The following is a 14574-nucleotide window of genomic DNA, read 5'->3' on the forward strand; positions in this document are numbered from 1 at the left end:
CGAGGTTCGTGCAGCCCCCTCACGGCCAGACGCTGAACAGGTTCCAAACGCCGCACTCGGGCGGCTTGCAGGCAGCTTGCGGACGCTGGATTTTTGGCGCGCATGCCCCTACACTGCGCCACCTTTTTCCAAGTCTTGTTGCAGTTTTCGGGGCTTTTCTTGACTGTTCGTGCATTTTCCCGGCCTGGCGTGCTGTGCCGCCTGCCTGTCTCCGCCCGGCGCTTCTGGGCGCTGGCGGCGGCGCTGCTCGTACTCTGGGCGGCGGCGCATCCGGCCCTGCTGAACGCAGCGGCGGGCGAGCAGGTGCTGCTGTGCACGGCGCAAGGCATGGAGTGGGTGGCCGTGGCAGGCGAGGCCCAGGACGGCGCTCCTTTCCAGCCGCTGGCCCAGTCTGCGCCTGCGGGCTGCCCGTGGTGCGTCTTCATGCAGCTGCTGCTGCCTGCGCCGCCCGCGCCTGCGGGGGCGCTGGCGCGGGCCAGCGCGGCGCGCCTGGTTCGCGTGCTGACCGCGCCCGCATGGCGGCCGCCCGTGGAGGCAGCGCGCCACCTGCGCGCCTTGCCAGGGCGCGGGCCGCCCCTTTGACGGCCTTTTTGGGCGAAGCGGGGCCGCTGGCCGCTGTGCGCCAGTCCGCGCCTCCTCTCAAACCCTCTTTTCCGCTGACTTTCCCCTGACGCTTGCTGACTGCCGGGGCGCGCCCTTGCGGCGGCCGCGCGGGCCTGCAAGGCATCACGCGCCTGCGCGGCATGGGCTGATGCGCCCAGGCGCGCGGCGATCCGCTTTTTCATTCCTTTTCCATTCCATTTCACAAGAGGGGCGCCGCGCGCGCCTCCGGATACCCATCATGAATTTCCATCCAAACCCCTCGCGCCTGGCTCTCAGGCCCCTGACGCTGGCGTTGGCGCTGGCCTTTCCCGCGCTGGCGGCGGCGCAGGCATCCGTGGCCGACGAGCAGGCGCAAGACCCCAAGAAGATTCAGACGCTGGAAGAAGTGCGCGTGACCGACAGCGCCGAATCGTCCGGCTACATCAGCAAAACCACCGTGGGCGGCAAAGAGCCGCTGAGCGCGCGCGAAGTGCCGCAGTCGGTTTCCGTCATCACCAGCGAGCGCGTGCGCGACCAGAACGCCGCCACGGTGACGGAGGCGCTGAACATGGCCACCGGCGTGACGGTGATCAGCAACGACATGCATCAGAGCCAGTTCTATTCGCGCGGCTACGGCATGAACGTCACGTACGACGGCGTGCCGGGCGGCAATCTCTCCGGCCAGCAGCAGCTGGACCTGGCCGTTTACGACCGCGTGGAAGTCATGCGCGGCCCTTCCGGCCTGTTCACGGGCAGCGCGGGCAGCAACTTTGGCGGCACGGTGAACCTGGCGCGCAAGCGCGCCAAACATGCCTTCGGCCTGGAAGGCAGCGTGGGCACAGGCACCTGGCGCAACCACCAGGCCAGCGTGGACGTGACGGGGCCATTGAACGCCGCCGGCACGCTGCGCGGCCGCGCCGTGCTGGCGCTCACCGACAAGGGCTGGTCCATCGAACGCGCGCATACCCGCAAGCAGGTGGGCTATGCCACGCTGGACTGGGACGCCACGCCGCAAACCACCCTTTCCGTCGCCGCCGCCTACCAGCGCGACCGCCTGCGGGCGGGCATGTCGGGCCTGCCCGCGTGGTCCACGGGCGAGCTGCTGAACATTTCGCGCCGCACCAACGTCTCGCCAGACTGGAACCGCACCGGCTGGACGCACCGCTGGTACACGGCCGATGCCGAGCACCGCTTTGCCAACGGCTGGAAGCTGGCGGCCAAGCTCACGCGCTGGGAGCGCGATCAGCTGTATCACGATGCTTTCCCTTCTTCCGGCGTGAACCGCGCCACGATGACGCTCAACTACGTGCGCCGCCACGGCGAGATTGCCGACACGCGCCACACGGCGGACGTGTTCGCCAGCGGCCCCTTCCATCTGTGGGGCCGCGAGCACCGCGCGCTGGTGGGCGCGAACCTGGACCGCTTCAACGCCACCACCTACGGCCACAAGTGGCTGCGCCCGTGGGACCTCGTGCCCAATGTGCCCTTCGGGCAGCCGAACAGCATCAGCGACTTTGGCGGCCCCTTTGAATCGGGCAGCCAGTCCGCCGATCGCCAGCATGGCCTCTACGGCCAGCTTCGCCTGCGCGCGGCCGAGCCGCTCACCATCGTGCTGGGCGGGCGCTGGAGCACTTACAAAACCCGCAGCCGCCGCATCGCGCCCTCCAAGCCGACCGAGTGGCAGGAAGGCGGCAGCAAGTCGCGCAACCACTTCACGCCCTACGCCGCCGCGCTGTACGACATCAACCCCGTGTGGACGGTGTACGCCAGCTACTCCACCATGTTCACCCCGCTGTCCAACGAGCGCGTGGACGGCAGCACGCTTGACCCGCGCGAAGGGCGTCAGTTCGAAGTGGGCGCCAAGGCCGCTCTGCTGGACGGACGGGCGCTGTTCACCGCCTCCATCTACGACATGCGCGACGTCAATCGCGCCATGGAAGACCCCAGTCACCCCGGCTTCTACGTGAACCTGGGCAAGGTGCGCAGCCGGGGGGCGGACCTGGAGCTGACAGGCCGCCTGGCCCCAGGCTGGGAAGTGCAGGCAGGCTACACCTACCAAAACTCCAAATACATCGTGGACAAAAACAACGCCGGCATGCGCTGGGAGTTCTGGGAGCCGCGCCACAACCTCAAGCTCTGGGGCATGCGGCACTTTGAATCCGGCCCGCTCCAGGGCCTGAGCGTGGGGCTGGGCGTGAGCGCCTTCAGCAAAACCGCCTCCTCTGCTTTCTCGCCGCGCCGCCAGGGCGGCTACGCCGTCGCCAGCCTGATGGCGCGCTACCGCATCAACAGCCACTGGGACGTGCAGCTCAACGCCAACAACCTGTTTGACCGCACCTACTACACCCGCCTGGGCGGCTTGGGCACCTACAACACCTACGGCGATCCGCGCAACTTCCAGCTCACGCTGCGCGCGCAGTTCTGAAAACCCGCTCGCAGTCCGTGGGGGCGGAAAGCATGGATGGGGCGCGGACCCGGGCGGTCTGCTGCCTCGCAGTCCATTCCGATCCGCGCCTTCGCCCCTTGCGGCCAGATCATGGGCAGGCCCTGAGCGCCCGCGCCCCGCTTGCGGGGCGTTTTTCATCTCTGAATTCGCTTCTCTATCAATAGCATGAGGTCCTAGTGAATACTGCGCATAACGGGATTCTTACCCCCTTGAATTTGCTTCTCTTTCTGATGCCTTCGAGGCCCCTACGCACATGAGCGCCCCCGCTTCGCGCGCGGGCGCGTGGCCCATCATCCGCGCCTACTGGGTCTCGCCTGACAGCGGGCCGGGCTGGCGGCTGCTGGCTGCCGTCATCGCGCTGGATCTGGCGCTGGTGTGGCGCGCCGCGCGCATCACCTACTGGCAAAAAGACTTCTACGACGCGCTCCAGCAGCTCAACGAAGCCGCCTTCTGGCCGCAACTGGCCGCGCTGGCCGCGCTGGCGCTCACGGGGCTGGTGCTCAACACCGCCCGCACCTGGCTGGCGCAATCGCTGGAAATGCGCTGGCGCGCCTGGATGACCGAAGAACACCTGCGCCGCTGGCTGGCGGGCAACGCCTTCTGGCGGCTGGAGCGCGATCAGGGCGATCAGGGCGAAGGCGGCAGCCATCGCGGCGGCAGCCTTGAAAACGCCGACCAGCGCGTGGCTGAAGACCTGCGCATGGTCGCCAGCGGCACGCTCACCCTGGGGCTGGGGCTGATCAGCAACTTCGTCAGCCTCTTTACCTTCTCGGCCATCGTCTGGGGCCTGTCGGGCGCACTGGCCATCACCCTCGGGGGCCAAACGCTGCAAGTGCCCGGCTACATGCTTTGGGTGGCCTTCATCTACGCGCTGGGCGGCTCGTGGGCCATTGAAAAAATCGGCGGCCGCATGGTGCAAATCGACTACCGCCAGCAGCAGGCCGAAGCCGACTTTCGCGCCGCGCTGCTGCGCATCCGCGAAAGCGCCGAACAAATCGCCCTCTACGGCGGCGAAAGCGCCGAAAGAGCGCGCCTTTCGGCCCGCTTCGCCGCCGTGCGCCACAACTGGCGCGACATCATGAACTACACCAAGCGCATCACCATCGCCGACAACGCCTACACCGAAGTCGGCGCGCTCGTGCCCTACATGCTGCAAGGCCCGCGCCTGTTCAAAGGCATCATCACCCTGGGCGACCTCACCCAGCTCATCCAAAGCTTCATGCGCGTGCGCGTGGCCCTCTCGTGGTTCATCTACAAATACAAAGACCTCGCCCTGCTGCGCTCGGCCCTGGCGCGCCTGGCCGAATTTGACGCCGCCTTGCAAGCCGCCAGCGGCGCAACGGCCAGCGCCCCCCGCATCACCCGCCAGCGCGGCCCCGCCGCCAGCGGCTACGCCCTGCAAGGCGTGCAAGCCCTCGGCCCCGGCGGGCGGCCCCTCACCCCCGTGGTGAACTGGCGCATCGCCCCCGGCGAGCGCTGGATGCTGCGCGGCCCCTCCGGCGCAGGCAAAAGCACCCTGCTGCGCGCCCTGGCCGGCCTGTGGACGCACGGCCACGGCCACATTGCCACCCCGCCCGGAACCGCTGAAGCGCCCGAAACCGCTGAAACGCCCAAAACAGCCACAGCGCCCGGCGCTGCGGCAGCCCCCCGCGCCGAAACCCTCTTCGTGCCCCAGCAAAGCTACCTGCCCATCGATACCCTGCGCGCCTGCCTGGCCTACCCCGCCCTCGAAACCGCCTTCAGCGACGACGACTGCCAGGCCGCCCTGCGCTGGGCCTGCCTGCCCGCCCTCACGCACCGCCTGCACGAGAGCGCCCACTGGGCGCGCCAGCTCTCCCCCGGCGAGCAGCAGCGCCTGGCCTTTGCCCGCATCTGGCTGCACCGCCCCCGCTGGCTCTTTCTGGACGAAGCCACCAGCGCCCTGGACGAAGAAACCGAAGAACGCCTCTACACCCGCCTCACCCGCGACCTGCCCGGCCTCACCCTCGTGAGCATCGCCCACCGCAGCAGCCTGCGGCGCTTTCACGAGCACGAAATGCAGCTGTAAGGCCGCTGTGAAGCCGCCATGAAAGCCTGCTCGCGGCCAGCCCCGGGCAAGCCCCGGCGCGCCTGCCAGAAGGTGTCAAAAACAGTAGCGAATTCGAGGGGGATAAAAACCCATTCACAGCATGTTTCATAAGGACATCATGCTATTGATAAAGGAGCTAAAAACGGCACGCCTGCATGTCTGCGGCATGTCGGTTTCTCGGCGCTTGGGGCGGCTGTTGCGGGCATGAAAAAGCGGGCCTTGGCCCGCTTTTTTTTCTCATGGTTCGCCAGCGTTAGTGCGCGGCGCGGCGGCTTTGCGCTTCGGCCACGGCCAGGGCGGTCATGTTGATGAGGCGGCGCACGGTGGCGCTGGGCGTGAGCACATGCACCGGCGCGGCCGCGCCCAGCAGGATGGGGCCGATGGTGACGCCGTTGCCGTCGGTGGTTTTGAGCACGTTGAAGAGGATGTTGGCTGTGTCCAGGCTGGGGCAGATGAGCAGGTTGGCCTCGCCGCTCAAGGTGCTGTCGGGCACGCTGCGGGCGCGCAGCTCGGGCGAGAGGGCGGCGTCGCCGTGCATTTCGCCGTCGCATTCCACATCGGGCATTTGCTGGCGGAACAGGTCGCGCGCGGCGCGCATCTTCAGCGCCGAGGGGCGCGTGGATGAGCCGAAGTTGGAGTGCGAGAGGAAGGCAACTTTGGGCGGCAGGCCGAAGTTGCGCACTTCCTGCACGGCCAGGCGGGCGATGCTGGCGAGCAGTTCAGGGCCGGGGTCGCTGTTGATGTAGGTGTCGGCAATGAACAGGGTGCGGCCGCCGGCGATGAGGGCGTTGAGCGCGGCCATGCAGGGCGCGTGCGGTTCCTTGCCGATGATGTCGCTGACGTGCTGGAAGTGCACGTCAAAGCGGCCCAGGGTGCCGCAGATCATGGCGTCGGCGTCGTTCATGCGGACCATGAGGGCGGCCAGCACGGTGGTGGAGCGGCGCACGGCGGCGCGCGCGGCTTCTTGCGTGACGCCGTTGCGCGCCATCAGGCGGTGAAATTCCTTCCACCAGGTTTCGTAGCGGCTGTCGGTTTCGGGGTCGCACACCTGCACGTCGCGCCCCACTTTCAGGCGCAGGCCGGCTCTGGCGATGCGGCGTTCAATGACGGACTGGCGGCCCACGAGCAGGGGCGTGGCCAGGCCGTCGTCCACCACGCTTTGCACGGCGCGCAGCACGCGTTCGTCTTCGCCTTCGGCATACACCACGCGTTTTTGCGCGGCGGGCACAGCCTGGGCGGCGGAGATGACGGGGCGCATGAGCATGCCGGACTGGTAGATGTAGTGCTCCAGCGAGGCGCGGTAGGCCGCGATGTCGGTGATGGGCCGCGTGGCCACGCCCGAGCGCGCGGCCGCTTCGGCCACGGCGGGGGCAATGCGCAGGATCAGGCGCGGGTCAAACGGCGTGGGGATGATGTAGTCGGGGCCGAAGTTCAGTTCCTTGCCCGCGTAGGCGGCGGCCACTTCGGCGCTGGATTCGGCCTTGGCCAGCGCGGCGATTTCGCGCACGCAGGCCAGCTTCATTTCCTCGGTAATCCGGGTGGCGCCGCAGTCCAGCGCGCCACGGAAGATGTAGGGAAAGCACAGCACGTTGTTCACCTGGTTGGGGTAATCGCTGCGGCCCGTGGCGATGATGCAGTCGGGCCGCGCCAGGCGTGCTTCGGCGGGGTCGATTTCAGGGTTGGGATTGGCCAGCGCCAGGATGACGGGCTTGTCGGCCATGCTTTTGACCATGTCGGCGCTGAGCACGCCGGCGGTGGAGCAGCCCAGAAAGACGTCTGCGCCGCGCACCACGTCGGCCAGCGTGCGCGCTTCGGTTTTTTGTGCGTAGCGGGCCTTGGATTCGTCAAAGCCGCCGGGGCGGCCTTCGTAGATGACGCCTTTGGAGTCGCACACGAAGATGTTTTGCGGCTTCGCGCCCAGGCCCACCAGCACGTCCAGGCAGGCCAGCGCCGCCGCGCCCGCGCCGCTGACGGCCACTTTGGCGTCTTCAATGCGCTTGTCCACCAGCTCCAGCCCGTTGAGCAGCGCCGCGCCCGCAATGATGGCGGTGCCGTGCTGGTCGTCATGAAACACCGGAATGTTCATGCGCTCGCGCAGCTTGCGCTCGATGTAAAAGCACTCGGGCGCCTTGATGTCTTCCAGGTTCACGCCGCCCAGCGTAGGCTCCAGCGCGGCGATGATGTCCACCAGCTTGTCGGGGTCGCGCTCGGCCAGTTCGATGTCGAACACGTCGATGCCCGCGAATTTCTTGAAGAGGCACCCTTTGCCTTCCATCACCGGCTTGCCCGCCAGCGGGCCGATGTCGCCCAGCCCCAGCACGGCCGTGCCGTTGGTGACCACGCCCACCAGATTGCCGCGCGCCGTGTATTCGGCCGCCAGGGTTGGATTGGCCTGAATGTCCAGGCACGGATAGGCCACGCCCGGCGAATACGCCAGCGACAAATCATGCTGGTTGGACAGCGGCTTGGTGGGCACCACGGCCACTTTGCCGCGCGTGGGCTGGCGGTGGTAGTTGCGGGCGGCGTCGCGCAGGGCGGCCTGGGCGGGAGTGAGGTCTTGCATGGTCAGTCTGCCTTTCGATTTGCTGGAATTCGGGAAGCGTTTTGAAGGGAAAGAGGGGGGTCAGCACAGCACCACGGCATCGGGCAGCTGGTTATCCGGCGCCGGGCGGCAGGCGGCATCCGGCGACTCGGGAAAGTGCTTTTCAAGCAGGGCCGTGACTTCAGCCAGCGCGTTCGTCAGCCCTTCTTCAAAGCGCCCGGCCCCCAGCGCGCCAGCCAGCCGTTCAGATACGGCGGCCCACTCGGGCGGCGGCGCGCGCTCGGCCAGGCCGCGATCGGGCACGATTTCAATGGCGCGCGCGGCCAGGTTCAGATACACCAGCACGCCGTTGCGCTGGCGCGTGTCCCACACGCGCAGCTTGGCAAACAGCATCAGCGCCCGCTCGCGCAGCACTTGCGGCATGGGCTGGCGGCGGCGCACGTGCCGCCACAGATAGCTGATGGGCAGCGAGCCTTCCACGCACAGGCGCACTTCGCCCTCATGCCGCGTCTCGCTTTCAGCAACCAGCCGCGCCAGCCGCTGTGCCAGAGCCGGGGGCACGGCGCGCCGGGCATCGGCTTCATCAAGCCAGAGATGGTGCAGCAATCGAGAGGAATGGAGCATGAATGTCACCGTTTCGCATCAGCCTGGCTGATGATAGGGGCAGGCCAGCCGCCCAAGGCCCGCTCCCAAGCCCGGTTTTGAGGGCCAAATCGCCCGCAAGTCCGCATGGAATGGGCGCATGCAGCTATTTTTTCGAGAGCGCCCGGGGCCGTTTCAGCCTTGCGGGTATTCCACGGCCAGCACTTCAATCAGCCGCGCGCCTGAAGGCGTGATCAGCTTGATTTCGTCGCCCACGCGGGCGCGCAGCAGGGCGCGGGCGATGGGGCTGATCCAGCTGACTTCGCCGCGCGCGCTCTCGGCTTCATCAATGCCCTTGATGGTCACGCGCCGCTCTTCGCCCGTGTCGCAGTCCAAGTAAGTCACGCTTGCGCCGAAGAAAACCTGGTCGCTGCCGTGGTGGGCGCTGGGGTCGGTGACGGCGGCGATTTCCAGCCGGCGCGTGAGAAAGCGGATGCGCCGGTCGATCTCGCGCAAACGCTTTTTGCCGTAGAGGTAGTCGCCGTTTTCGCTGCGGTCGCCATTTTTGGCGGCCCAGTGCACGGCTTCCACCACTTGCGGGCGTTCGTGGTCCATCAGCTGCATCAGCTCGGCGCGCAAGGCGGCGTAGCCTGCGGGCGTGATGTAGTTGCGCCCGCCCGGCGGCAGGGGCGGCAGCGCCTGGGCGCCGTCTTCGCTGTCATCGCCATCGGTTTCTTTGGTGAAGGCTTTGCTCATGTCTAATCGTTTGTTCTGCCTGAAGGAATTGCCGTGACCCGCCCCGATGAATTTGCCGCCCACACGCCGATGATGCAGGGGCGTTTCCCGCAGGGGAATGTGGACATAGATTGCTGAAGTTACGCCAAAAACTACGCTGATCAAAATGTGACGGCATGGCCTTATGCTTCCCCCCGCCAGCTCTTGCGGAGGCTGCGCCCCTCGTTGCGGTTTACCAGTAGATTTTCCCGCCATCGCGAACCAAACAGCCTGCGGCGCGGGCTTTTACGGCGTTGGACTCCAATCGGGACAGTTTTTCGCCGGTGGCGGCCTTGGCGTCTGCACGCGCCAAGGCGTTTGCCTCTTTTTCGATTTGCCGCTGGAGCCACGCGGCTTCTTCTGCCTGTTGCCTGGCTTGCATTTCGTTCACCCACGCCTGTTTTTCTGGCGTGCAGCGGGCCTGGATTGCCGCAATCAATTCAGCCAAGGCTGCGTCGGAGCTGATATCGACAACCAAGCTGGATTGCCAGCCCGATTTGCGGTGCCCGGATACGCGCACTTGCTTATGCAGCGGGAATCCCAGCGGGTCAATGACGTCCAGATAAACAGATGCGCCGAAGGCAGACCCGCTGTATTCCAGGCGTACGGCGCACCCTGCCTTTTCGAGGGCAGCGGCCGCTTTTTCAGCGAAGGCGTGAATTTCGGCGCGACCACTGTTTTCGAGTTGCGAAGGATGCATGTTCATGGTTGACTCCTGAGAGTGCCAGATTCCGCCTGGCGTCGGTGTCAATCACTGCGATTAACATGAGATGTATTATGCATCAATAACGGGCGTTAGTCAAGTCTTTTTTTATTTCCTGCTTATTTGTAGGGTTATTAGCCAGCGCCGGGTGGCCGCCTGCGTGGACAAGATGCAACTGACGCGGCGGGCGGGTGGCGATAGATGCAGGCATTGCTATAATGCAGTCAGGCAATGCGCCACTCGCTTTTTTCTGCCGAATAGGCAGCTTAGAAAAAACAACGGCGAGAAGCAGCTCAAGCAGTAATGCGAGAGACAAGCGCAAAGCGTCTTGCCAATTTCTCTGCCGCACAGGCAGCAAAAAGGCCACCCAGAGGTGGCCTTTTGTTTTTGGGGCGGGCTTACATAGCCCCGCCGCCGCCGATGTTCACATACACCTCGGGGACCTCCCCGATGGCAACTTCTTCCAGCCACGCTTTCGCGCGGCTGATGCGGCCCGTGCCGCACTGAACGAGGGCGCGCCCTCCGTCCAAGAGTTCATACCCCCAGCAGCAGGGGCCGCTGGGAAGGGTGGTGCGGGCATAGCCCACAAGCCGCCCATTGCACAGGACGGCGGCGGTGGTGGTGGCGTTGGTCATCTTTTTCTCCTAAGAGTGCCCGGTGCCGCCGGGCGTCGGTGTTGATCAACTCAATCAACATGACTTGTATTATGCATGACTAACGCCCGTTTGTCAAGCGTTCATCATGTTATTTTGTTTCAAAGTGTGCGGGTTTGTTCAGCCCGCGCCGGGCGGCAGCCTCAACGAGCGCGGCGTTGATGGCCGCTGTTTTGCTGCTGGCCGCACCAGCGGCCATGAGCGCATCCAGCGCGGCGGCGGCGGCGGGGGTCATCAGCCCGCCTGGCAGATAGCGCGCGCCTTTTTCGATGCGGCTCTTTTCGTTGGCGCGCGACCACACGGCTTGTTTCGCAAGATCAATTTTTCGCATGTTTTTTCTCCCACGCCGCCCACATGGCGGCCTCTTTGCACAAACGGATCATGCGCGCCGTCAGGTCATGCAGCGGCACGCCGCGCGCGCACTCCCACGCAGCCCACGCCTCGCATGACTCTTCCGTGGCCGCCCAGCAGTCCAGCTCATGGTCATACTCCACCACCAGCCCGCTGTCATGCAGCAGGCAGGTGGGCCTGGCGGCATCACGCCGCCAGGCGCGATGCCAGTAGCGATGTTTGCCACCCATCACCTCTCCTTGCGGGCTTTGCGCCCGAATTGATAGATATGCTCAGCCCCAATTTCGCCACGCGGGCGAACAAAATCAAACATCCGGATTCCGGCCCTGGGCGGGCGGGTGCAGTCAGCCCGCAAACTTGCATCTTTTTGCAAGTGGCGTTGCCGGTATAACGATGAGTGGTTAAGCGCCACGGGGACAAAAAGCCACTCCAAGCAGCCATCCCGAGCAGCTTGCTCCCGCACCCAGTCGGCGGCCTCTGCGCCCTCCGAATCCAGACGCCCGAAGTGCGACACGCCAGCCGCCCGAAAGGCGTCAGGTCCCCAGTAGGGGCTACGCCAGCCCATCGGGCGTGGACCGCGCTCAATGCGGCGCGCTTCCCACGCCCCCGTCTCCCATGCGACGTGCAACACCGCCTCTTCGATTTCCGCCGGGCTGACAGACCCGACAGGAATGGCAAGCACAGCATCTGAGGGGGCCTCGCAGACCTCCGCGCGCACGCCGGGCAACGCATATTGCGGCGCCTCGATTGTGGCGTGCGGCATAGTCCACGTAATCGTGCACCAGATGTGGCTCATAGGCCGGTAGAGGGACGCCGGCCAGACGGCGCATGGGTAAATCCCGGCCATAGCGTAAGGCCGGGCGGCGGCCTCAATGGCCGCCTTGAGTGTTGCGGCCAGCATGTCAGAACCTCCCAACCAGCACGAACTTGGATGGCAAGGAGCGGTTGTCAATCCACCACCCCGCATTGGTGATTGCGCGCAGGCGCTCGATGTTGGCACGCGCTTTTTGCAGGTTGCCTGCGATGACAGGCTCATTGGCGCGGTCTCCCAATTTAGCTACCTCGGAGTGCAGCAATTGCTCCGCCTGCTGGATCATACCGGGCCGAATATCGGCCGCCCATGCGATTTGTCTATCGCTGCCTTCCAGGGCGGGCAACCCTTCGGCGGTGGCTGTTTCCTGCGCCGCTTTTGCGCGGCAGGCGGGGCACGGTTGGTGCTCCCCCTGCTCGGCCATGTAGGCCACCTGCTTGCCGTAGCCGCAGCCTGGGATAAAGGCTTCACCTGCGTGACCGCAAGAATGTGTAAACGTTTTACGCGACATAATTTTTCTCCTTAGAGTTCCCGGTGCCGCCGGGCGTCGGTGTTGATCATCCCGATCAACATGAGATGTATTGTGCCTTAATAACGGGCGTTAGTCAAGTCTTTTTTTATTTCCGACTCGCTTGCGTGGTCTTTGCTGTTGTTTGGCCGTCACAGCATTGGTAGCCAAGCAACATCCCACGCAAAAATATTCAGCGGCCCCGTTGCCGGGGCCTGTTTTGCGAGAGGTCAGACACGCCAGAAGCTGGCATCGTCATCCAGCGCTACGCGCTTGTCACCCAGGTCGATCACAGCCAGAGGGCGGCGGCGGTCGCCTTTGCGCACTTGCACATGCTCCCATGCCACGAAGGGCATGCCGGCCACAGTGCCACGAATCGTTTTGGCGCTGCATTCGGCCCAGCCTTGGCTGGCGGCCTCAAAGTCGGCCAGCGTGTCGGCCGTTTCCACGGCTTCCACCATCCAAGAGCCGCCATCCAGCAGATCAGGCAATGCAGCTTCCAGGGCGGCCAGTTTTTCGTTTGCGTTTGTCATGTTTGACTCCTTAGAGTGCCCGGTGCCGCCGGGCGTCGGTGTTGATCACCCCGATCAACATGACTTGTATTATGCATGACTAACGCCCGGTAGTCAATTGTGCATCATGTTACTTTGTTTCAAAGTGTTCATGCTTGCCCGTCATCAGCAAACCGTCAGGCGCACCCAGCGTGCATCCATCGTTTGCGGGGCCGCGCCCAGGCCCCAGGTTTCAGGCCGCTGCTAGTCCGGGCGGGGGCATTGCAGCACGAGTTCGCCGTTGCAAAAGTCAATTATGCTACCGGTGTATTTCTCGACACTCGCTTTTCTTTCAACCGTATAAGCAACAAAGGCCCTCTCAGGGGCCTTTGTTTTATTCATTTACCAAGCTTTTTCGCTGATTATGTCGATTTCTGGCGGCATATCAGAATCAACTGTATGCACGTGCATCACCCGCCTTCCTGACACCCTGGCGTGAAATGTTCCAGGGTAAAAATAGGTTATTTCCTTGATGCCCCATCCGTCCTTGTATCTGCACGGCACATAATCGGGCGCTTCGTATTCCCCATGCGCCAAATAATATCTCCCCGCAGGGAAAAACTTCCCCCCTTTACTTGACTCAGACAGATGCCTTGCTTGCCGCAAGGCATCTATGACTGCTTTTTTCGTTTCCCACACCTTGTAGAGGCCGTCTTGCAGTTGGTTTTGGGGCTTGCTCATTTTGATCTCCTTAGAGTTCCCGGTGCCGCCGGGCGTCGGTGTTGATCACCCCGATCAACATGACTTGTATTATGCATGACTAACGCCCGTTTGTCAAATCTTTTTTATTCCCGACTTGCTTGTGGGGCCTTTCGCCGTTGCCTTTTTGCCAATTGCTATTGCATTGATAGCAGGAAAGCCCCGCACACAAAGGAGTTGCGGCGGTGTGTGCGGCTGACGCCCACCCGATGTCAGGGCAAAAAAAATGGCCCCGTGAGGGGCCATTTGTCGGGACGGACTCCATTGCGATGAGCAGAGTCTTTTGGTTTCAACACACAGCCCGCAGTGTTACAAGGCTGAAGCGCCATAGGGCGCACGCGAAATATAGCACACGCTGCACGCCGTGTCAAAAAAGCCCCGCCGGATCGCTGGCGCGGCTCCAGTTGTAGATGATGAGTTCGCCCGCGTGCTTGGTGTCGCCGCCTGCAAGGCCGTGGGCCAGGGTGGTGCGCTCGATGTCGTAGCCGTCAAAGCAGCGGCGGATGTCGGGATGGTCGCCCAGGCTGACGATGGCTTTGCCTTGCAGGGTGCGCAGGGTGGCGGCCATGTGCTCGTATTCGGGCCAGTCGAACGGAACGCCGTAGCCTTCCGTTTGCCAGTAAGGCGGGTCTAGATAAAAAAGGGTGTGCGGGCGGTCGTAGCGGCGCAGGCATTCGCGCCAGTCCAGACGCTCAATGTAAGCGCCGGTGAGGCGCAGATGGGCGGCGCTCAAGGTTTCTTCCAGCCGCAACAGATTGACGGTTGGCGCTGGCGCGGTGGTGGAGTTGCCCCAGCTTTGCCCTTGGACTTTGCCGCCGAATGCCTGGTGTTGCAGGTAAAAAAAGCGGGCGGCGCGCTGAATGTCAGTCAGGGTTTCGGGGCGGGTGGTTTGCAGCCACTTAAACACTTCGCGGCTGGAAAGCGCCCACTTGAATTGGCGAACGAACTCCTCGAGATGTGTTTTGACAACCCGGTAGAGATTGACCAGCTCGCCATTGACGTCGTTAATGACCTCAACTTTTGAAGGGTTTTTGAGAAAGTAGAGGGCCGCGCCACCTGCGAAGACCTCAACGTAGCAGGTGTGGCGCGGAAAGCGGGGGATGAGGTGTTCGGCCAGGCGGCGTTTGCCGCCGATCCACGGGATGATGGGTGTGGGCATGTTTGCGAGTCTTTCGGCTTGTAAAAAGTGATTACACTGCCCGCGCCCGATCGGGTGGGCGGGGCCTTGCTGGCTCGCAGGTGCGTTCTGCGGGGCGGGGCCGGGCCAGGTGGTGACGCATCTGGCGCGGTCGCTCCGTCCTTTT

At 64.3% G+C, this 14574-nt stretch carries 16 protein-coding genes; 3 read left to right on the plus strand and 13 right to left on the minus strand.

The features are described 5' to 3' along the window. Window positions 1-189 precede the first annotated feature (189 nt). The 3 genes from ADJ79_RS06990 (at window position 190) to ADJ79_RS07000 (ending at window position 5075) form a co-directional block, all read left to right on the plus strand. A complete protein-coding gene (locus tag ADJ79_RS06990; RefSeq protein ID WP_050715356.1) occupies window positions 190-582 on the plus strand; it encodes a DUF2946 family protein in 393 nt (130 codons plus the stop codon). A 259-nt stretch (window positions 583-841) separates the two neighbouring features. Next, a complete protein-coding gene (locus ADJ79_RS06995) occupies window positions 842-3007 on the plus strand; it encodes a TonB-dependent siderophore receptor (protein WP_050715357.1) in 2166 nt (721 codons plus the stop codon). Between the two features lie 274 nt (window positions 3008-3281). Beyond that, the gene (locus ADJ79_RS07000; protein ID WP_050715358.1) at window positions 3282-5075 is read left to right on the plus strand and encodes an ABC transporter ATP-binding protein/permease; all 1794 of its coding nucleotides are present in this window, start codon (window positions 3282-3284) and stop codon (window positions 5073-5075) included. Between the two features lie 274 nt (window positions 5076-5349). On the opposite strand, the gene ADJ79_RS07005 is transcribed toward ADJ79_RS07000, so the two are convergent. The 13 genes from ADJ79_RS07005 to ADJ79_RS07055 all read right to left on the minus strand — a co-directional run bounded on the left by ADJ79_RS07005 (window position 5350) and on the right by ADJ79_RS07055 (window position 14429). Next, on the minus strand, window positions 5350-7659 hold the full coding sequence (locus tag ADJ79_RS07005; RefSeq protein WP_050715359.1) for an NADP-dependent malic enzyme: 2310 nt from the start codon (window positions 7657-7659) through the stop codon (window positions 5350-5352). A gap of 60 nt (window positions 7660-7719) precedes the next feature. Then, on the minus strand, window positions 7720-8262 hold the full coding sequence (locus tag ADJ79_RS07010) for a TPM domain-containing protein (RefSeq protein WP_050715360.1): 543 nt from the start codon (window positions 8260-8262) through the stop codon (window positions 7720-7722). Window positions 8263-8415: 153 nt separating this feature from the next. Further along, window positions 8416-8976, minus strand: a complete 561-nt coding sequence (gene greB, locus ADJ79_RS07015; RefSeq protein WP_050715361.1) for a transcription elongation factor GreB — start codon at window positions 8974-8976, stop codon at window positions 8416-8418. A 211-nt stretch (window positions 8977-9187) separates the two neighbouring features. After that, complete coding sequence (locus ADJ79_RS07020; RefSeq protein ID WP_050715362.1) at window positions 9188-9700, minus strand: hypothetical protein; 513 nt, start codon at window positions 9698-9700, stop codon at window positions 9188-9190. 76 nt (window positions 9701-9776) lie between these two features. Further along, the gene (locus ADJ79_RS14195) at window positions 9777-10013 is read right to left on the minus strand and encodes a hypothetical protein (protein WP_156304070.1); all 237 of its coding nucleotides are present in this window, start codon (window positions 10011-10013) and stop codon (window positions 9777-9779) included. 82 nt (window positions 10014-10095) lie between these two features. Next, the gene (locus tag ADJ79_RS07025; protein ID WP_050715363.1) at window positions 10096-10332 is read right to left on the minus strand and encodes a hypothetical protein; all 237 of its coding nucleotides are present in this window, start codon (window positions 10330-10332) and stop codon (window positions 10096-10098) included. 109 nt (window positions 10333-10441) lie between these two features. Next, complete coding sequence (locus tag ADJ79_RS07030; protein ID WP_050715364.1) at window positions 10442-10681, minus strand: hypothetical protein; 240 nt, start codon at window positions 10679-10681, stop codon at window positions 10442-10444. Next, entirely contained in the window at window positions 10668-10931 is a 264-nt protein-coding gene (locus ADJ79_RS07035; RefSeq protein WP_050715365.1) for a hypothetical protein, read from the minus strand. Before ADJ79_RS07035 ends, ADJ79_RS07030 begins: the two co-directional genes overlap by 14 nt. Further along, window positions 10931-11602 carry a hypothetical protein gene (locus ADJ79_RS07040; protein WP_050715366.1) on the minus strand — a complete coding sequence of 224 codons (672 nt, stop codon included), beginning with the start codon at window positions 11600-11602 and terminating at the stop codon, window positions 10931-10933. Before ADJ79_RS07040 ends, ADJ79_RS07035 begins: the two co-directional genes overlap by 1 nt. A gap of 1 nt (window position 11603) precedes the next feature. Then, complete coding sequence (locus ADJ79_RS07045) at window positions 11604-12023, minus strand: hypothetical protein (protein WP_156304071.1); 420 nt, start codon at window positions 12021-12023, stop codon at window positions 11604-11606. 227 nt (window positions 12024-12250) lie between these two features. After that, window positions 12251-12553 (minus strand): hypothetical protein, encoded by a 303-nt coding sequence (locus ADJ79_RS07050; RefSeq protein ID WP_050715368.1) that lies wholly within the window; start codon window positions 12551-12553, stop codon window positions 12251-12253. Window positions 12554-12913: 360 nt separating this feature from the next. After that, window positions 12914-13252 (minus strand): hypothetical protein, encoded by a 339-nt coding sequence (locus ADJ79_RS14200; RefSeq protein ID WP_156304072.1) that lies wholly within the window; start codon window positions 13250-13252, stop codon window positions 12914-12916. A 385-nt stretch (window positions 13253-13637) separates the two neighbouring features. Continuing rightward, window positions 13638-14429, minus strand: coding sequence for a DNA adenine methylase (locus tag ADJ79_RS07055; protein WP_050715369.1), 792 nt, complete (start codon window positions 14427-14429; stop codon window positions 13638-13640). Between the last annotated feature and the right edge of the window lie 145 nt (window positions 14430-14574).

This window comes from Ottowia sp. oral taxon 894, from assembly GCF_001262075.1.
Lineage (GTDB): Bacteria > Pseudomonadota > Gammaproteobacteria > Burkholderiales > Burkholderiaceae_C > Ottowia > Ottowia massiliensis.